Raw genomic sequence first — 18694 nt, forward strand, 5'->3', positions numbered from 1 at the left:
TGATATGTGCAACCCCAGACAGACGAAAATACTTTAGATCTCTGCAAGGTATTTATGTTCCACAGCATTGTGGGATGAAGCCAAGGAGGAAAATACATGTCAAAGAAGACTCATGTGGCACGCAACGCGTTGGCCGTTGTCGCTGCTGCGGGGATGGCAGTCACCGGTCTCACGGCCCCTGCTCAGGCTGCCCCGACCACCGACGCCCCGGTTGCCGTCGCCAAGGCCGCCGCTCCGAAGGTCACCACGACCACGCGCTACATCACGTCGCAGGACAAGTACGGCACGATGCTCTTCGAGGAGACCAACGCCGTCGAGAACGCCAAGGGTGTCGTTGTCGTCGTCCACGGTGCCACCGAGCACCACAGCCGCTACGACTACATCACCAAGAAGCTCAACGAGGCGGGCTACACCGTCTACCGCATTGACAACCGCGGTCACGGCAAGAGCGCCAACCCCTACGTCAACAACACCATTCCGCGTGGGCACATTGACGACTGGCACAATTTCGTTGGTGACATCCACACTCTTGTCCACATGGCCAAGAAGGAAAACCCCGGACAGAACGTCTTCCTCGTTGGGCATTCCTTGGGCGCCATGACCGTTCAGTCCTACGGCATCAAGTACCCTGGTGATGTCAAGGGCATCGTCTCCAGCGGTGGCGGCATCTTCATCAACCCCACCACTGAGAAGAACTCGCAGAAGGCAGAGCGAATCACCTCCCCGAATCTCACCGCAGCCGAGAAGAAGGCCAAGCCGAACCCGACCACGAAGCTTCCTCTGCAGCAGGTCACGAGCTACCAGTCCAAGCTTCTGCCCCTCGCTCTGAAGGATCCGGGTAACTTCGCCGTTCCGTCGCCGATCACCAGTGTTCGCCCCAAGGTCTACAACCTCGCTCCGGGCAAGGGTGTGTGCACCGACCGCGCAGTTGCCGATGACTACAAGTACGATCCGCTCATCAACAAGTTCATGACTCCGGGTATGATCCAGCAGATGGCCGTTGGTCAGCTCTACAACGCCTTCAACGCTCCTACCTTCAAGGAGCCGACGTTGATCATGCATGGCGAGGCGGACGGCCTCATGCCTCCGTACCTCGACGACAACTGGCTCAACGCCATCGGTTCGAAGGACAAGACCTCCTACCTGTGGACCGGTCTCATGCACGAGATCTACAACGAGCCCGTCAAGAACGAGCCCATCAAGATCACCGTTGACTGGATCAACAACCACAACAAGTGAGTCACTTCTTGGTGAAACGTCCATGACGTCACGACTGTGACGCGGCGAACAGGAGAAGGCCCCCGCTTGAGCGGGGGCCTTCCGATCGTCATGGAATGTTTGTTCTCCAATTCGTGTCACTGAGCCACAATGTAATCAAGGGACAAGTTGGTGAAAGATAATCCTGCAGACGAGGTTCCAGACTGCGAGTGTCGTATGTAATCGATGGAGCGCTTGGTGGGAATGATCCAGTGCCTAGAGTGGCCTTTGACAGATGCGCCTCCCACACGAGATAGCCTAGATCTTACCTTTGGTGGTTCCCGCGATGTGGTTCATGACGCTGCTGTTGTGTGTACAGAGTTATTTCCAGAGGACCTGGATCAGAAATGACATCGGTCGTCCCTACACTGCAGGCATGGAAGAAATGGGTAGACCACTCCGGATCCACCAGGTGTGCTGCAGGGATTTCAATATGTCCTGATTTTAGAAGTTGGTGCCGGGTGTCAATTGCCTAATCTTTGTTCTATGGAATCGCAATTCGACAGTTTTAAGTTGCCATATACTTCAATATGAAAGAGGCATTGAACTGGCACTGGCTGGGCAAGAGGCCCTGACATAAGCCGTCATCTTGATGCTGGGGATTTCATTCCTCATGACCTACGGATTGATACTGGAAGGTAGGTGCACAATCGACTGTGGGGTCCTCGGCATTGAGGGCCCCACAGCAGAGAAATGGTTATGTTTGAGGAGAATCAGCCGATGAAGGGCTGTGGCTTGCACTTGACGGGTTTGGCGTTGTCGGGGTCGAGTGCGTTGAACACCATCTGGGACACGTTGGTGTCGTAGGGGAAGTTCACGTGGGTCGCGTGGTCTTGCGGGCAGGTGTCCTGGACGGTGATGTTCTTCACGCCGGGTTCATGGATGAATGCGTTGGTGTAGGGTGCCACGACGTAGTCGTACTTGCCCTCGATGTTGATGTACTGCACGCCCGGACGGGTGACCTTGCCGTTGTGGTACAGCTCCTTCATGAGCTGCGAGGAGCCCATCTGCTGGGGATAGGCTGCCATGTGGACCGATTCGGCGATGTCCTCGATCCTTGTGTGGGCCTTGTGGGGGAGGGCTTCGTTGATCCATTTGGAGATGGCTGGGCCGCCAACGCCGTGGTTGGCAGGGGCGATGCCGATCATCTTGCCGACCTTCTTGTCGCCGCCGAGCTTCTGGATGTAGTAGTTCGGCTGGGATCCGCCGCCCTGGGACCATCCGATGATGTCGACCTTCTTGGAGCCGGTTTCGCGCAGCACGCGATCGATGAAGATCGAGGTGGCCTTCGCAGAGGTGCGGATGTCGCCGGTGTAGTCGACGCTCGACAGCCAGGGCAGGCCGTTGAAGTTCGCCGAGAAGGCGCAGAATCCGCGGGCGCGCAGCTGTGGGGTGTACATCGACCAGGCTGTGTATGCATCGGTGTTGGTACCCGGGATGAGGACTACGGGGTTCTGTCCTTTCTTGGGTTTGCAGGAGAAGTCATTGGCACCCGAGGGGTTCGTGCCGGGGTGGGCTGCGGAGTACAGGGATGCGGTGTAGGTGAGTTTCTTGGCGGGGGCGTCGTTGCCGGCGGGGACGCCGCCCGGGCTGCCCTTGACCTCCACGGTCTTGAGGAATGCGGCCTCCTCGGGAGTGTATCCCGAGTATCCGGAGTCCGTAGACGTGGCATGGGCGGAGGCATCGGCCGCCGGGGCAGCGTGGGCCTGGGCACCGGCCAGCGGTACCAAGGCGATGGTGGCTGCGCTGGCGGCAATGGTGATGTTGCGAAGGGCTGTGGTGAGTTTCATGGATCACTTTCTGTCTCGACGATGAGATCTGTGAGAAGGCTATATGTATCCGTGGGTGGTGATGGTGAATGCGGAAGACCATATATTATGTGCAGTGTCTTCCCTTCTCCATTGCACGATCGTGCATATCTCTCGGCCTGTCTTCCCGAACACGTGGTTCAATGTCTCATTGATTGAGTGAGCTGGATCCTGTCAGCTGATGACTGCGAAGTGACGTGAGCGGACTCGAAAACCTGACTACACCTTCAAAATCGAGAGTGAGTGCAGAAGGTTTCTGATCGCCTTGGGCGAGCTGACAGTCGTGGGCCAGATCTCCTTGATTCTCAGTGCTGGGTCTCCAGGACGGAGGAGAAGGCCTGCATCTTCGCCCCGATCTCGATCCACTCATGGTGCGGGTCCGAGGTGGGCATGATGCCTGCCCCGGCAAAGAGACGAACCTGATGAGAATCCGTGCTGAACTGTCCGCAGCGTAGCGCCAACGCCCACTGGCCTGCTCCGGTGGTGTCCATCCACCCCACGGGCCCGGCAAAACGTCCGCGATCCAACGTCTCCACCTCGGCAATGAGTTCACGAGCCTGACCTCGGGGCGCACCACACACCGCGGCAGTGGGGTGCATGGCGTCAACAATCCGGGCGGCATTCGACCCGTCGACGTGCGCGGTGATGTCGGTCGCCAAGTGCACGACGTTGGTCAGTCGCAGCTGGAACGGTCCGTGAACCGCAGGCGTGCCGACCCCGGCGTCAGCCAGCTTGTCCAGTACCGAAGTCACTGCGAGTTCGTGCTCATGCTGTTCCTTCGGATCATCGAGCAGCTCGTCGGCCCATTCGGGTTTGCGCGTTCCAGCAAGCACCCGGGAACGGAACAGGCCGTCCCTGCAGTCGACGAGCAGCTCCGGGGTGGCACCCACCAGACCGTCGGCGCTGTAGGTCCAGCATCCCGGGAAACGCCTTGCCAGGGTTGCAGCCACGTGTGAGCGATTCATGGGCACGTCACTGGTGAGGTCCTGCGCCCCAGCCAGGACGACCTTTTGCAGTCCCCGATCGGAGGTGAGTTCGTCGACCGCACGATGGACGGTCGTCGTCCACTCCTCCTCGGTGATCACTGGTGTGGACGTGACGATGTGTCCATTCGCACCTACGGTCTCGCGACACAGCGACGAAGCTTCGCTGCTCAGCCCATCGATCTCGAGGTTGCCGTCGACAGGCCGCGCCGCAGCGTGACTGTCGTCGTGTGGCCAGCACGTCCTGGCGCGTGTCAACGGTTCCTCGGCCCCGAAGACCTGAGTCGGGGCGCCCACATGACGACGCATGATGAGTACCTGCGGAACGACGAGGAATCCACCGTCTGACCGATCGAAGGGAAAGGAACCAATCGCAATGGGGCATGTGCCCTCGGGCTGTTCCCGGGCCCAGTCGACCATCTGCCGCCAAGCCTGCTCGATCCCATTCTCACCGCGTGCGGTGAAGCGGCACTGCTCGTACCAGGCCACCATGGCCGGGGCGTCGTCCTCGTCCGGGGCCAACCACACCCACGGATCGACACCATCGGGAACCCAGGCCAGCACCTCCGCCAGCCATTGCGCACCCGGCAGTGCGGTGATTCCGTCGGAACAGGGCAGAACGGTCATGTGGTACCTCATCGTGTGTCGGCAGGGGCGGAGTCGTTCTCGTTCGAGGTGGCCAACCAGGCCATTCCCTCGGCCGTCCGCTGCTGGGCGAGCAGGGTCGCAGCCTTGCGATCGACCTTGCCGGAAGCCAGCATGGGTAGGTCGTCCGTTTCGACGACGACGCGGGGGGAGCGGACCCGGCCAATGCGACGCCCCACCAGGTTGCGTAATTCCTGCGAACCCTTCCAACCACGGCCCGGTACGACGACGGCGCACACCATCTGGCCCCAGGTGTCATCGTCAATTCCGACGACGACTGCCTCACGCACCATGCCGGTGGCCATGATCTCCCTGGCCACCACGTCGGCCGGGATCTTCAGTGCTCCGGAGTTGATGACGTCGTCGGCACGGCCGTCGATGATGAGGCGACCGTCCTGCCAGTGGCCCAGGTCGTTGGTGACCAGCCGTTCGCCCACCGGTCCCTCGTCAAGGTACCCGCTCATGACCATCGGGCCACTGATGCCGATCCGCCCGTCCGCGGCAAGATCGACCTGTACTCCCTCCAGCGGCACGCCGTCGTAGACGCACCCGCCGCACGTCTCGCTCATGCCATAGGTGGTGAGCACGGTGATTGCCGCGGCATCCGCCTGGATCAGCAACTCCTGTGATGCGGCGGCGCCGCCCAGCAGCACGGCGGTGCACCGAGCCAGGGCTGCCGTCGCCTGCTCGTCGGCGAGGAGCCTGGCGAGCTGGGTGGGCACCAGGGAGACCGCCACCCGGCCGTCGGGATGTGCGGCATGTGCCCGGTCAATGGCCGCAACGATGGATTCGGCATCCACCCTGCTCTCGCAGGTGACGACCTCACGTTCGCTGAGCAGGGCCCGAGCCACGACCTGCAGACCAGCGATGTGATGCGGGGCCAGGGCGAGCACCCAGCTGCACGGTCCACCCAGCCGTGCCTCGGTCGCTGCAGCGGAGGCGCGCATCTGAGCCGCCGACAGACCCACGAGTCGTCCCGACCCGGTCGTCGACCCGGAGGTACGCATGATGAGTCCGGCGTCCTCGGGCATCCACACCGTGCGGGCCTCGACGTCCTGCAACACGGTCACCGGATTCTCGTCGCCTCCGACCGGAGCGTAGATGGCATTCGTGGCGCCTGCGAAGAACTTCTCCAGGCGTCCGGCAAGCCAAGCGACGTCCTCGGCAGTGCGAGCCACCGGAATCGCTCGTACCCGAGCGGTGAGCTCAATTCCCATGGGATGCCCGTCCTTCCAGTCGATGCACGTGGGGGAGCTCAGAAGTAGTAGGGGAACGACGACCAGTTCGCCGGGCGGTGCTCCAGGAAGGAGTCCCGGCCCTCCTGGGCCTCCTCGGTCATGTAGGCCAGTCGGGTGGCCTCACCGGCGAAGGCCTGCTGGCCTGCGATGCCGTCGTCGACCATGTTGAAGGCATACTTGAGCATCCGAATGGCCTGCGGTGATTTCCCGGCGATCGTGAGACCCCAGTCGATTGCTGTGGTCTCCAGTTCGACGTGCGGCACGGCACGGTTGATGACGCCCCAGCTCTCGGCCTGTTCGGCGTCGTAGGTCTGCGCCAGCATGAAGATCTCACGGGCACGCTTGTCGCCCACCTGGCGGGCCAGCAGAGCCGATCCGTACCCTGCGTCGAAGGACCCCACATTGGCGTCGACCTGCTTGAACTGCGCATGCTCCCGGCTCGCCACGGCAAGGTCGGCCACCACCATGAGGGAGTGCCCGCCCCCGGTGGTCCAGCCGGGGATGGCGGCAATGATCGGTTTGGGGGTGGCGCGCATGAGCCGCTGCACCTCGAGGATGTGCAGCCGGCCGAGCTTGCCCTTCTCGATGCGTTCCCGACGTGCCGAGGTGGCCAGGTCGTCGTCGGAGGAACTCTGCGTCGTCTCGTACTGGTAGCCAGCCGCCCCCCGAATGCGCTGGTCGCCACCCGAGCAGAACGAGTACCCGCCGTCCTTGGGGGAGGGGCCATTGGCGGTGAGGATGACGGCTGCCACGTCGGGAGAACACCGTGCGATGTCCAGGCAACGGTAGAGCTCGTCAACGGTGTGCGGGCGGAAGGCATTGCGCAGGCTGGGCCGGTCGAAGGCGATTCGCATGACGGGCAGGTCCTCACCTGCCGGTGCACCATCGACCTCCCCACGCGAGATGAGACGGTGAAAGGTCATGTCGGTCAGGTCGACGTCCATCTGACGCCACCGATCGGCGGCAAAGGTGTCGGAGACGAAGGGCAGGCTACTCACCCTCGTGAAGTTACCACGGCTGTCGCCCCGGCCAAGGAATCAACGTGTCGCGCCCTGATCCCGTGGTCACCGGGGCTGGGGGTCATGGGCCTGGAGTCCATGGCACGGGTGGGGCGATGAACCGGTGATCCATCGTCACCCACCGAGGCAGCTCACACATGCGTGGTGCGTACCCATGAGGCGTTGACTCGGGGGCGCGAGGCAGACCATGTCATCGGTGCACAGATCTGTCGATCATGAGGTGCTGACTCGAGGGGCGCGAGAGAAATCCATGAAGATGGCTGGCGCACCCCTGACCCCGTCGGTCCTTCACAGGCACCATCGGTATTTCATCGGTACGGGTTGGTGGGGTACGAGCTGGTCACCGCTGCTGGCTCTCGATGACGGTGCAGCAGCGAGGCGGAGGCGACACCGCCGATGGCACCACCCATGTGGCCCTGCCACGACACCCCGGACGTGCCGGGAAGCACTCCCCACAACACCGATCCGTACACCAGGAAGACCATCACCGCGATGACGATGTCACTGAGTTTGTGTGTGAACAGGCCCTTGACGAGCAGGAACGCCAGCCAACCGAAGATCACCCCGGAGGCCCCCAGGGTGATCGATCCCGGCGGGCTGAATGCCCAGGCTGCCAGCCCGGAGCAGATGATGATGACGACGGCGGAAATTGCCCAGTCCCGCCTGGATCGCACCAGGACCAGCCAACCCAGGACGAACAGCGGCACGGAGTTGCTGGTGAGGTGTGCCCATCCGTAGTGCAGCCACGGTGCCAGGAAGATCTGCCACAGCCCGGCGCTGGTGTGGGCGTGGATCCCCAGGTTGTCGAGACTGTTGCCCAGGACGACGTCGATCCCCTCCAGGATCCACATGATGGCGACGATGCCCAGCATGGTTGCCCCACTGGACAAGGCATTGTGCATGCGCGAGGGCGGCGCAGGTTCACGCGGCGTCAAGGTGCTCATGTCAACAGTCTCCATGTCTTCAGTGTGCGTGATGGGTTCAACTGGGTGGGTGGTCTCACGATGTGTTCGGTCGGTGCTGTGTGTCGGAAACGGTGTGGTCGTGGACGGGCGTGTAGCTTCCCGAACCATGGTGGGGGTCAGGCTGCGAGGTCAGTCCAGGCCAGAGGTCTCGATGCCCTGCACGAGGAAACGTTGCAGGAACAGGAAGACGATGGCCACCGGAAGGACGGCCACCAGGGCTCCGGCGAACAGTCGGGAGTAGTCCACCCCCTGACTCGTCATGAACGAGCTGAGGGTCAGCTGTACGGTGTGGGTGTTGTCACGGGCCACCAGCAGCGGCCACAGAAAGGCATTCCATGCGCCAATGAACGTGATGGTGGACACCGCAGCAATGATGCCCAGACAATTGGGTGCAACGATACGCCACATCGTCGTCCACGGATTTGCCCCATCCAACAATGCGGCCTCCTCCAGCTCCTGGGGAAATTCCATGAGACTGGCGCGAAAGAGGTAGGTGGCAAAGGCGGAGAATGACATGGGGATGATGAGCCCGCGATAGGAGTCGATCCATCCCAGCTGACTCGTCATGATGAAACTCGGCACGAAGGTGACGGCGGTGGGAACCATGAGGGTGAGCACCGTGAGTTTGACAACGACATCGGCCACCTTGTTGTCGAATCGGGCCAGAGCGTAGCCAGCCATGAAGCTCACCAGGATCGTCAACACCGTCTGGCCCACCGACTGCACGGCAGAATGCACCATGGCCGAGGCGAAATCCAGGTCCGGATCGTCGAAGAGCTCGGAGAGAACACTGATGTGCAGATTGTCCGGGACCCACGTCCACTGGGCCGAGACAAAACCTTCCTCGCTGGTGAACGCATTGCGGAAGATGACGTAGAACGGCAGGAGGAACAGCAGCGCAAGAAGGAACAGGAGGACGACTTTCGCCAGGTGCAGCCCCTTGCCACGATGACCACGCACCATGTTCATGACATCCTCCTACCCATTCCCGTGAGACGATTCTGGAGCACTCCGAACACGACGATGACGGCAGTGAGGATGACGGTTCCGGCACCACCGAGTCCCAGGTCCTGCTGGGCCCCGCCAACACTGATCGAGTACAGGTGCACCAGTGGTGGACGGGCATACGGTGGGTAGGCGCCAGCACTGGCAAGCATGTTGTAGAACTCGTCGAAGGCATGGAAGGCGCCAATGAGCAGCAGTATGAGGACGGCTGCCGAGGTGGCGCGCAACTGCGGCAGGGTGATGTGACGCAGGGTCTGCCACCGTCCGGCCCCGTCGAGGGCCGCAGCCGCATAGGTGCTCGGCGAAATACGATTGAGCCCAGCTATGAGCAGAATCATGTAGTAGCCCACCTGCAGCCACAGGCGCAGCGAGACCAGAGCGATCCAGTACCAGTAGCCCTGTCCGCCGAGCCAATTGATCTGATCGGCGCCGAACCGGTGCAGGATGGAGTTGACGAACCCGAACCGGGCGCCATTGAAGAAACTCAGCCGCCACACCATCGCCGCGACGACGTACGAGCAGGCTGCCGGAAGAAAGAATGCCGAGCGGAAGAAAGCCCGAAACCGGGTGACATTGTCCAGCGCAAGGGCCAGCGCCAAGGAACAGAGATATGTCAGCGGGACGATGAACAGGGCAAAGACGGTGAACACCAGCAGTGAGTCGCGGAACAGGGGGTCCGACAGCAGGTACCGGTAGTTGCGCCACCCCACGAATGTCGTCGGGTGCAAGGTGGCCCGGGCGTCGAAGAACGACAGAACGGCGCTCCAGCCGATCGGGACGTAGACGAAGACGATCAGACCAATGAGAAATGGTGCGATGAACAACCCGAACCACAGGTTGCGTCCCTGACGACCGCGCAGACGGGCAACCAAGGTTCTCTCGTGTTGTGAGTGCGTCTTCCTTGCTGCATGAGGATGGCTCACTTCTTGACGCGCTCCAGCTCGGTGCGCGCGGTCCGGCGCACCTGTTCGAAGGCCTTCCTGGGCTCGGCACCCTTCTTGACGACGTTGGTCAGGGCGGCGTTGAAGGCCTCGGCAATGGCGCTGGTCCAGAACAGGTCGGAGGCGTGACCGCACTCGTCGACCATGGTGGCGGCCTGCTTGCCGATCCCCTCGGAGATCTGGGTGGCCTGGGAGACCAGGTCGGTGCGAGCGGGCACGTGCGTTCCATAGGAGTCGGCGAAGTCAACCTGCTTGTCGGTCTGATCGATCCACAGCCACCGGTTGAACGCCTTGGCGGCCTCGACGTCGTTGTTGGCACCCACTGTTGCCACGCAGGAACCGAAGGCACCGAACGGCACCGACTGGCGTCCGGTGGAGCCGAAGGCCGGGAAGGCGACGGCGCCGACGTCCTCGCCCCATTTCTTCTTCACGTCGTTGAGCGACCACAGGCCGCCCCATTGCATGGCGGTCTCCTCGTTGACGAACGGGGAGGCGTCGAACCAGTCCTTGGAGGCACTGTGCAGCAGGGCGCCGGAGTTGAAGAACTCCCGGAATGCGGTGACGGCGTCGAAGAACTCCTTCTCCAGGAAGCCCAGGTCGGTGCGTTCGGAGTTGAGCTGCTCCAGGCCGCAGGACCAGATGATCTGGTTGGCGAGCACCCCGAGACCACCGTCATTGCCGGCGAAGAACCCTCCCATGGAGTCGGTCCGGACGGCCTTGGCGGCCTCGGCGAGTTCGGCAAAGGTCTTGGGAGCCGACACCTTGGCCTTCTCCAGCAGCGACGGACGGTAGTACAGCATCTGCATGTCCACCGCCATCGGGATGGCGTAGATCTTGCCGTTCAAGGTCATGCGATCCAGGACGCGGGAGGAGAACTTGTCCTTGTCATCGCCGATGAGCTCGGTGAGATCGGTGACCTGGCCCTGCTGGATCATGTCAAGGGTGGCGCCGTTCTCGGACTCGAAGACGTCTGGCACTCCCGATCCCGACAGCAGCGTCGTCGAGAGCAGTTTCATGTAGGCATCGCCCGGGTTCCACTTCACGGAGACCTCGGACTTCTTGTAGTCGGCGGCGTAACGCTGCACGGCGTCCCGGACGCCCTTCTCACCGTACTCGTGGTACCACTGGGTGAGTTTTGCCGTGCCGGTTCGGCTGGAGGCATTGGCCGACCCATTGTCGACGCCACCGGAGTTGGATCCACATGCGGACAGGACGGCGGTTGCGGCTATTCCGCCCAGCAGATGACGTCGAGAAATGTTCATGGTGCACAGGGTAACCCGAATGGCGCCGCGACATGTTCAATGACCCGTGTGGATTTTGTGTTGGTCAACTCGCGTGGTGACACGTGATGTGGGATCGTCGCTGCGCACACGCAGAAATACCACGGGTGCATCCTCGTCGATTGGGAGACGTCATGTCTGAAGAGCCGTTGCAGTTGCCGGGAGGACATCCTGGCTGCGACAAGGCGTGTGCCAGCCCTGATGACGGGCCCTGTGCGCCGGACGTCCCGGCGACCTGCGAGAGGGCAACGACGTCGGTGCGGATGGCTGGGGAAGCCCCGGTGACGGGAACCCGCCGTGATTCTGCCGATCCCCGCTCCGGCAACGCTGGCGGATCCTCGGGAACCGCCAGAGGAGAAGACGTCGAGCTCGCAGTCAGCGAGCCGTGGGGGGTCTATCTGCACGTGCCGTTCTGCTCGAGTCGGTGCGGCTACTGCGACTTCAACACCTATGTGCTCTCGTCGATGGGGAGTACTGCGGTGGATGACTACCTCGCCGCGGCACATCGTGAGCTGGACCTTGCTGCAGCGCATCTGTCCCACGGTATGCAACGACGTGGGGCCGACGTGCCGAGGGGAGAAATTCCCACGGACGGGGCTGACAAGCATGGGCATGGTGCCGACGTGCCCCCGGTGAGCACGGTGTTCTTCGGTGGGGGCACCCCCACCATGCTCCGCCCCTCGCAACTGGGTGAGCTCGTTGGGCATGTGCGCGATTTGTGGGGTCTGTGCCCGGATGCCGAGGTGACGACCGAGGCCAATCCGGAAACCTTGGACGCCCAGGTGCTCAACGGCCTGCTCGAGGGTGGTGTCAATCGGCTGTCCATGGGCATGCAGTCCGCCGACGAGCGCGTCCTGGCCCTGCTGGATCGCCACCACACCCCACAACGGGCGGTGCACATGGCGCGTCTGGCCCGTGAGGTGGGATTCGACGACATCTCGCTCGACCTCATCTTCGGCACTCCCGGGGAATCCGTCGACTCGTGGCGAGCCAGCCTCGAATCGGCTCTGGAGGCGGATGTGGACCACCTGTCCGCCTACTCGCTCATCGTCGAGGAGGGAACCCGATTCGCGGCTCGGGTACGCCGTGGCGAACTGCCCATGACCGACGAGGACGATCTGGCCGACAAGTACCTCATCACCGAGCAGGTGCTCACCGAGGCGGGATTCGTCAACTATGAGATCTCCAACTGGGCTCGCCCCCGCGCCGGGCGCGATCACCGCAGCAGACACAACATGGGCTACTGGCTCGGGCGCGACTGGTGGGGCGTGGGGCCTGGTGCACACTCCCACGTCAACGGTGTGCGGTGGTGGAACGTCAAGCACCCCAGGCGCTACCACGAGGCACTCATGGCAGGACGGCTGCCCATCGAGGGAAGCGAACGCCTCACCGACGAGCAACGCCATGAGGAGACCGTCCTGTTGCAGCTCCGACTTGCCGACGGGCTGGAACTGTCCCGGCTCACCCCAGCCGAACGCAGATTCGTCGGACAGATCGTCGAACGAGGCCAGGGCGAGATCATCGGGGGGCGGTTGCAGCTCACCCTGGACGGACGACTCGTCGCCGATCGCATCATCACCGACCTGCTCCTTGCCGGTGACTGAACCCTGCACCTCTCGATAGGCTTGAACGGTGATTGATCGATACGGCAAGGACGTGTTGGTGCCCGGCTGGCAGAAAGCGGGCAGACCCACCAGCGTCGACGTGCCCATGGAGCTGGGAATGGTTGTCGAGGACCCCTCATCGGGCTATGTGGGGGCCATCGTCGGCTGGGAGAACGGGCTCGTGGTCGTCGAGGACCGCCGTGGTCATCACCGATCCTTCCCGGTGGGGCCGGGATTCTGGATCGACGGCAAACCCGTCACCCTGCGCGTCCCGCCACGTCAGGGTGCGGCTCGCCCGACCCACACCGCCTCCGGGTCGCTGGTGAGTGACGAGCCTGAGCCATCCCGAATCGCCCTTCCCTCACGCATCTACGTCGAAGGGCGTCATGACGCCGAGCTGGTCGAGAAGATCTGGGGAGACGACCTACGCCACGTCGGCGTCGTCGTGGAGTACATGGGCGGCATGGACGATCTCGTCGACATCGTCGCGCAGTTTCGCCCCAGGAAAGGGCACCGGCTGGGGGTGCTCGTCGACCATCTCGTCGCTGGCACCAAGGAGTCCCGGGTGGCCGAGGAGGTGCGACGCGGTGGCTACGGTGACTACGTCATGATCACGGGCCATCGTTTCATCGACATCTGGCAGGCGATCAAACCGGAGCGGATTGGCCGCAAGACCTGGCCCGAGGTGCCCATGGACGAGGACTTCAAGCTGGGCACCCTCAAACGGTTGGGGCTGCCACACCAGAGCCAGAAGGACGTCGGCAAGGCTTGGCAGGCGATTCTTGGGCGAGTGCGCGACTGGCACGATCTCGATCCCAGGTTCAACATGGAGATGGAGAAGCTCATCGACTTCGTCACGGCCGATCATCTGGAGGAATTGCAGTGAGTGTCACGACTGCCGAGGTTGCCGAGATCATTCGTGGGGTCAGCGCACGAGTGATCGATCCGGGGTTTCGGCGGCTTTCCCCCGACCAGATTCACGAGAAGGCACCCGGCGACCTCGTCACGGACCTCGATCGTCAGGCGGAAGGCGAACTGTCGCGCCTGTTGACCTCTGCCGGTGGCGGGATCGTCGTCGGTGAGGAATCGGTGCATGATGATGCCTCGGTGCTGCAGGAGCTTCCCACCGCCGAGCTGGCCTGGGTCATCGACCCCATCGATGGGACGAAGAACTACGTCAACGGGTCGACGCATCATGCCGTCATGGTCGCCGAGGTGCAGCACGGGGTGACGACCCGGTCATGGATCTGGCAGCCGCAGCTGGGGCACATGTGGATCGCCGAGCGTGGCAACGGGCTCGTCTGCGACGGTGAACCGGTGACGCCGAATCGGCGGCATCCTGCCTCAGAGACGATCGAACCCGACGTTCCGGACTCGGCCCAGCTGCTCAGCCTCCCGGATTCCGCTCGGCAGGTGACTGCCAACCGGAACGTGGTCCGTGCCGTGACGGCCTACCCCCACAACCGGCGGTCGAGTGCGTCACTCACGTGGGCGGAAGCACATTCCTGCTGTGGCGTGGACTATCCGCTGATCTGTCTGGGGGAGCAGGACGTGGCCTGCTGGTTCCACATCCATCCTTGGGACCATCTGCCCGGATCCCTCATGGTCACCGAGTGCGGGGGAGTGGTGCGCGTCGCCGGCGGAGCGGACTACACCGCGCGACACACCAAACAACGTGGCGTCATCATCGCGGCCAGCGATGAGCGGTCCTGGCAGATCGCCGCCCAGGCGTTGGAGGAGAACTGACGTGGTCGTCACTGCCGCACCGCGCAGTATGAGGGGATGTCCATGATCGACTCTGCGGTGCTCGCGGAACGAACGTCGTTTCGTTGGTGAGGTGGTGAGGCACGCCCCGCGTCACCGGTTGGTGAGCGGCAGCAGTCCCTCGCGGGTGATTCCCCGGGCAGTCAGTTGATCTGTGATCGGTGCGATCCACCCGGTCACCGTGGCACGATCCAGCCCTGCGGGAATGTCGTCGAGTGCGGACTCGGGTGCCCGGCCATGCTCCATGGCCTCCCGCACTGCGCTGACGAGCCCCCAGATGGCGTTGCGCTGCGCCATGACGCCCTGGTCGTCGGTCGGGTCGCCATGACCGGGAATGTAGCGGTCCTTGGCGTCCGTGACGTTCATCACCATGTCGATGGCTCCCGCCCAGTCCCAGAAGTCGGTCGTCGAGTCGGCCTGTGGTGGCCCGGAGGTCTCGATGAGATCACCCATGAAGGTGATGTGGTCCTCCGGAACCCGAACGGTGAGATCACCGTCGGTGTGTGCCGCCCCCGGGTGCAGGATCTCGGCGGTGACACCTCCCAGATCCAGGTACGCCATCAGCGAGATGGGATGGTCGATGGCGGGGGTGGGGCCGTGCTCGACAGCAGTGCGGTGCATCCAGGACTCCACGGCGACCCCCGACTCCTTCGCGCACCGGGCCACGCCGCGCAGGCCACCGACGTGGTCGTCGTGGTGATGGGTGATGACCAGTCGGTCCACCGGCCTGCCCAAGGCCATGGCTGCCGAGAGGGCCAGGTCGTGCCCCTGCTGGGATGTCGACCCGGAGTCAACCATGAGCAGGTGTTCCGATCCCATGACCAGGCCGATGGTCACCGACTCGGGGTCGACCCTCGTCGTCCACACATGGGAGCTCACAGCACACCACTGAATGTCAGATGCCATGGTGTGGATTGTCTCATGCCCATCTGGCCGCGTCGATCACGGTGATGACCTGAGAGGGATGCGGACGCCGGCTCTGGGTGAGTGGCCGGGCTGCACGGCTCGCTGCTCGGGACCAGCAGGGTGGAATCCCGTTCCCGGGCCACTAGACTGGCACTCGCACACGTTGAGTGCCAGAATCTGTGGTGCACGTGTGCGAGACGTGTACTCGTCGCGAAGTCGGCGCATGTGGGCGAGACCACCAGATGAGGAGGAACAAGTGCTTGACGATCGCAAGCTCGAGGTCCTCAAGGCCATCATCACCGACTACGTCTCCAGCAAGGAGCCGGTGGGGTCGAAGGCCCTTGTCGAGAGGCATGGTCTGAAGGTCTCACCGGCAACCGTGCGCAATGACATGGCTGTCCTGGAGGACGAGGGATACATCACCCATCCCCACACCAGCGCCGGGCGGATCCCCACCGACAAGGGATATCGCATGTTCGTCGATCGTATTGCAACGGTCAAGCCACTCTCCACACCCGAGAAGAGGGCCATCGCCACCTTCATGAATGGTGCGGTCGACCTGGACGACATCGTCACCCGAACCGTGCGGTTGCTGGCCCAGGTCACTCGTCAGGTGGCCATCATGCAGTATCCGGTGACCACTTCGGCCACCGTACGTCACCTGGAACTGGTGAGTCTGTCGGCCGATCGGGTCCTCGTCGTCGTGATCCTCTCCTCCGGCACCGTCGAGCAGCGCACCATCGAACTGCCAGCCCATGACGAGCAGGATCTCCTCGTACTGCGGGATCGGATCGGTACCGCGGTCGTGGGGCATCCCGTGGCCGAGGCTGCCGACCTGCTGTCGCAGATGGTGGATCGTGCTCATCCCGACGCCACCAGTCACACGGCCGCCGTGACAGCCGCCGTCCTGGAGGTGCTGGCCACCGACACGTCCTCTCGCGTCGTGGTGGCCGGGGTGCCGAACCTCACCGCCTTCGGGGCGCAGTTTCCCACCACGGTGCGGCCCATCCTGGAGGCGCTCGAGGAACAGGTGGTGCTGCTGCGTCTGCTGGGCGAGGTGAGCGGCGACCTGGGTGAGGTGACGGTGCGCATCGGTTCGGAGAACGTGGATCAGTCGTTCCAGTCGACGAGTCTCATCGCCAGCCCCTACGGTGAGGCCGACATGCTTGCGAGCCTGGGTGTCGTGGGGCCCACCCGAATGGACTACCCGTCAACCATGGCCACGGTGCGTGCCGTGGCCCGTTACGTCGGACGTTTCCTGGCAGAAGGATGAATGCGAATTGAGCACGGACTACTACGAGGTCCTTGGCGTCCCGCGGGATGCCAGTGCCGAGCAGATCAAGAAGGCATATCGCCGCAAGGCGATGAAACTGCACCCCGATGTCGCCGGACCGGGCTCGGAGGATGAGTTCAAGCTGGTTCAGGAGGCCTACGAGGTGCTCCAGGACCCGCAGAAGCGGGCCGTCTTCGACCGGGGCGGTGACCCCAACTCCCGTGGCGGCGGATTCGACGGTTTCAGCAGTGGTGGATTCGATTTCACCAATCTGGTCGACGCCATGTTCGGCGATGCCAGCCCGTTCGGCGGATCCAGCCGTGGACCACGCTCCCGAACCCGGCGCGGACAGGACGCTCTGGTGCGGTTGCGCCTCACCCTTGCCGAGGCCGTCTTCGGCATCACCAAACCGTTGGACGTCGACACCGCAGTGGTGTGTCCCACATGTCAGGGCAACGGCTCCCAGGACGGTTCGCAACCCACGACCTGTGAGAACTGCAAGGGTTCCGGTGAGGTCATCTCGGTGCAGCGTTCCTTCCTGGGCAACATTCGCACCGCTCAGCCCTGCCCAGTCTGTCGCGGTTTCGGCACGGTCATCCCCCATCCCTGCCAGGAGTGCTCCGGTGAGGGGCGGGTACGCACCACTCGTACGATCAATGTGCGCATTCCAGCAGGTGTGGCTGATGGCAACCGCATCCACCTGGAGTCCCAGGGGGAGGTCGGCCCCGGTGGTGGCCCGGCTGGTGATCTCTACGTGGAGCTCACCGTGGCCAGGCATGACGTGTTCCGTCGCAATGGGCAGAACCTCGAGATGACGATCTCGGTGCCCATGACGGCCGCTGCCCTGGGGACAACCATTCCGGTACGTACCCTCGAGGCCGATCGTGACGACATGGACAAGGCCCTGGGCAGCGTCGATCTGGACATACCCGCCGGCACCCAGTCCGGGACCAAGGTGACGATTGAGGAACGCGGTGTGCCACGCCTGCGGGCATCCGGACGCGGTGATCTCGTCGTCGAGGTCATCGTCCAGACCCCGACCAAGCTCGATCACGAGCAGGAGGAACTGCTGCATCGGCTTGCCGAGATGCGCGAGGAGACCAGCCCGGCCGTGTCTGTGCACTCCTCCTCGGGGGGCAAGAAGGTGTTCTCCCGGCTGCGTGAGGCCTTCGGCGGATGAGTGACGCCTGCTTCATCGCAGATCTGGGCCCTGCCACGTCGGGTGACCAGCCCCCGGCCGTCGGCGACCTCGTGGAGATCACGGGATCCGAGGCCCATCATGCTGCCGTGGTGCGACGCATCGAGGTCGGGGAATCCGTCCTGGTCACCAATGGCCAGGGACTCGCAGTACGTGGGCCGGTCGTGGGCGTCGCAAAGCGGTGTGTGCAGGTGCGTGTCGCGGAGACTCTGCGATCCGCCGAGCATGCACACCGCTGGGTGGCCGTGCAAGCCCTGGCCAAGGGGGATCGCGCGGATCGTGCCGTGGAGACCCTCACCGAGATGGGCGCGGACGAGATCATCGCCTGGCAGGCCTCCCGATCCATCTCACGATGGTCGGTGGACAAACGGGACAAGGGAGTGGCCAAGTGGCAGGCCACCGCCCGTGAGGCGACCAAACAGTCGCGCAGGCTCACGATCCCCCCAGTGCGTTTTGCCACCACCCGACAGATATGCCAACGCATCCGCAAGACGGAACGCACCTTCGTCCTGCACGAATCGGCCGAGACCACGGTGGACCCCAGCCAGATTCCCGCTGGAGGCGAGGTCATGTTCATCGTCGGTCCCGAGGGTGGCATCAGCCCCGACGAGTTGGATGCCTTCGTCGACGCCGGCGCGCTCCCGATCCTCGTCTCCGACGGGGTGCTGCGCACCTCGACGGCTGGTGTGGTTGGACTGGCACAGCTGAGGATCCTCGCGGGGGACTGAGCGGCTGAAGCCTTGTGAGGTGAGCAGGTGTGCATGACACCTGGTTCAGGCACACCCGAGCATGGTGCTCGGCACTCGTC

General features: G+C 63.3%; 16 protein-coding genes. 7 read left to right on the top strand and 9 right to left on the bottom strand.

Translation table 11 applies throughout. The features are described 5' to 3' along the window. The first annotated feature begins 96 nt into the window (after window positions 1–96). Window positions 97–1239 carry an alpha/beta hydrolase gene (locus CKV91_RS05110; RefSeq protein WP_021106080.1) on the top strand — a complete coding sequence of 381 codons (1143 nt, stop codon included), beginning with the start codon at window positions 97–99 and terminating at the stop codon, window positions 1237–1239. Between the two features lie 731 nt (window positions 1240–1970). On the opposite strand, the gene CKV91_RS05115 is transcribed toward CKV91_RS05110, so the two are convergent. The 8 genes from CKV91_RS05115 to CKV91_RS05150 all read right to left on the bottom strand — a co-directional run bounded on the left by CKV91_RS05115 (window position 1971) and on the right by CKV91_RS05150 (window position 11123). After that, a complete protein-coding gene (locus tag CKV91_RS05115) occupies window positions 1971–3047 on the bottom strand; it encodes an esterase/lipase family protein (RefSeq protein WP_157738742.1) in 1077 nt (358 codons plus the stop codon). A 323-nt stretch (window positions 3048–3370) separates the two neighbouring features. Further along, window positions 3371–4540, bottom strand: a complete 1170-nt coding sequence (locus tag CKV91_RS05120; protein WP_411430986.1) for an isochorismate synthase — start codon at window positions 4538–4540, stop codon at window positions 3371–3373. 143 nt (window positions 4541–4683) lie between these two features. Continuing rightward, window positions 4684–5910, bottom strand: coding sequence for an AMP-binding enzyme (locus tag CKV91_RS05125; RefSeq protein WP_021105369.1), 1227 nt, complete (start codon window positions 5908–5910; stop codon window positions 4684–4686). A 38-nt stretch (window positions 5911–5948) separates the two neighbouring features. Further along, window positions 5949–6854: a 1,4-dihydroxy-2-naphthoyl-CoA synthase gene (locus tag CKV91_RS05130; protein ID WP_231933844.1), complete on the bottom strand. Its 906-nt coding sequence runs from the start codon at window positions 6852–6854 to the stop codon at window positions 5949–5951. A 404-nt stretch (window positions 6855–7258) separates the two neighbouring features. Continuing rightward, on the bottom strand, window positions 7259–7822 hold the full coding sequence (locus CKV91_RS05135) for a rhomboid family intramembrane serine protease (protein ID WP_051254840.1): 564 nt from the start codon (window positions 7820–7822) through the stop codon (window positions 7259–7261). A gap of 222 nt (window positions 7823–8044) precedes the next feature. Next, window positions 8045–8878 carry a carbohydrate ABC transporter permease gene (locus tag CKV91_RS05140; RefSeq protein WP_036957282.1) on the bottom strand — a complete coding sequence of 278 codons (834 nt, stop codon included), beginning with the start codon at window positions 8876–8878 and terminating at the stop codon, window positions 8045–8047. Window positions 8879–8880: 2 nt separating this feature from the next. Next, window positions 8881–9792, bottom strand: coding sequence for a carbohydrate ABC transporter permease (locus CKV91_RS05145; protein ID WP_095140980.1), 912 nt, complete (start codon window positions 9790–9792; stop codon window positions 8881–8883). Between the two features lie 47 nt (window positions 9793–9839). Then, on the bottom strand, window positions 9840–11123 hold the full coding sequence (locus CKV91_RS05150) for an ABC transporter substrate-binding protein (RefSeq protein ID WP_021105373.1): 1284 nt from the start codon (window positions 11121–11123) through the stop codon (window positions 9840–9842). Window positions 11124–11275: 152 nt separating this feature from the next. Between CKV91_RS05150 and hemW the strand changes: the two genes are divergently transcribed. From hemW to CKV91_RS05165, 3 genes are read left to right on the top strand one after another with little or no spacing between them, the layout of a single operon-like run. Then, window positions 11276–12745: a radical SAM family heme chaperone HemW gene (gene hemW, locus CKV91_RS05155; RefSeq protein WP_231933693.1), complete on the top strand. Its 1470-nt coding sequence runs from the start codon at window positions 11276–11278 to the stop codon at window positions 12743–12745. A gap of 28 nt (window positions 12746–12773) precedes the next feature. After that, entirely contained in the window at window positions 12774–13631 is an 858-nt protein-coding gene (locus CKV91_RS05160) for a DUF3097 domain-containing protein (protein ID WP_021105375.1), read from the top strand. Then, window positions 13628–14491, top strand: coding sequence for an inositol monophosphatase family protein (locus CKV91_RS05165; RefSeq protein ID WP_021105376.1), 864 nt, complete (start codon window positions 13628–13630; stop codon window positions 14489–14491). Before CKV91_RS05160 ends, CKV91_RS05165 begins: the two co-directional genes overlap by 4 nt. Before the next feature lie 111 nt (window positions 14492–14602). Here the strand turns inward: CKV91_RS05165 and CKV91_RS05170 are convergent, their stop codons facing one another. After that, window positions 14603–15415 (bottom strand): MBL fold metallo-hydrolase, encoded by an 813-nt coding sequence (locus CKV91_RS05170; protein ID WP_021105377.1) that lies wholly within the window; start codon window positions 15413–15415, stop codon window positions 14603–14605. Window positions 15416–15671: 256 nt separating this feature from the next. Here CKV91_RS05170 and hrcA point away from each other — a divergent pair, with 256 nt between their 5' ends. The 3 genes from hrcA to CKV91_RS05185 are packed head-to-tail and all read left to right on the top strand — an operon-like array spanning window position 15672 to window position 18614. Further along, on the top strand, window positions 15672–16688 hold the full coding sequence (gene hrcA / locus CKV91_RS05175; RefSeq protein WP_021105378.1) for a heat-inducible transcriptional repressor HrcA: 1017 nt from the start codon (window positions 15672–15674) through the stop codon (window positions 16686–16688). Window positions 16689–16695: 7 nt separating this feature from the next. Beyond that, window positions 16696–17868, top strand: coding sequence for a molecular chaperone DnaJ (dnaJ, locus tag CKV91_RS05180; protein ID WP_021103039.1), 1173 nt, complete (start codon window positions 16696–16698; stop codon window positions 17866–17868). Beyond that, window positions 17865–18614 carry a 16S rRNA (uracil(1498)-N(3))-methyltransferase gene (locus CKV91_RS05185; RefSeq protein ID WP_021105379.1) on the top strand — a complete coding sequence of 250 codons (750 nt, stop codon included), beginning with the start codon at window positions 17865–17867 and terminating at the stop codon, window positions 18612–18614. Before dnaJ ends, CKV91_RS05185 begins: the two co-directional genes overlap by 4 nt. Window positions 18615–18694: the final 80 nt, after the last annotated feature.

It is taken from the genome of Cutibacterium granulosum (assembly GCF_900186975.1).
GTDB lineage: Bacteria > Actinomycetota > Actinomycetes > Propionibacteriales > Propionibacteriaceae > Cutibacterium > Cutibacterium granulosum.

Coding starts and splice junctions, on each gene's coding strand:
- CKV91_RS05110 (WP_021106080.1), top strand. CDS start 97: ATGTCAAAGAAGACTCATGTGGCACGCAACGCGTTGGCCGTTGTCGCT.
- CKV91_RS05115 (WP_157738742.1), bottom strand. CDS start 3,047: ATGAAACTCACCACAGCCCTTCGCAACATCACCATTGCCGCCAGCGCA.
- CKV91_RS05120 (WP_411430986.1), bottom strand. CDS start 4,540: ATGGTGGCCTGGTACGAGCAGTGCCGCTTCACCGCACGCGGTGAGAAT.
- CKV91_RS05125 (WP_021105369.1), bottom strand. CDS start 5,910: ATGGGAATTGAGCTCACCGCTCGGGTACGAGCGATTCCGGTGGCTCGC.
- CKV91_RS05130 (WP_231933844.1), bottom strand. CDS start 6,854: ATGACCTTTCACCGTCTCATCTCGCGTGGGGAGGTCGATGGTGCACCG.
- CKV91_RS05135 (WP_051254840.1), bottom strand. CDS start 7,822: ATGCTGGGCATCGTCGCCATCATGTGGATCCTGGAGGGGATCGACGTC.
- CKV91_RS05140 (WP_036957282.1), bottom strand. CDS start 8,878: ATGGTGCGTGGTCATCGTGGCAAGGGGCTGCACCTGGCGAAAGTCGTC.
- CKV91_RS05150 (WP_021105373.1), bottom strand. CDS start 11,123: ATGAACATTTCTCGACGTCATCTGCTGGGCGGAATAGCCGCAACCGCC.
- hemW (WP_231933693.1), top strand. CDS start 11,276: ATGTCTGAAGAGCCGTTGCAGTTGCCGGGAGGACATCCTGGCTGCGAC.
- CKV91_RS05170 (WP_021105377.1), bottom strand. CDS start 15,415: ATGGCATCTGACATTCAGTGGTGTGCTGTGAGCTCCCATGTGTGGACG.
- CKV91_RS05185 (WP_021105379.1), top strand. CDS start 17,865: ATGAGTGACGCCTGCTTCATCGCAGATCTGGGCCCTGCCACGTCGGGT.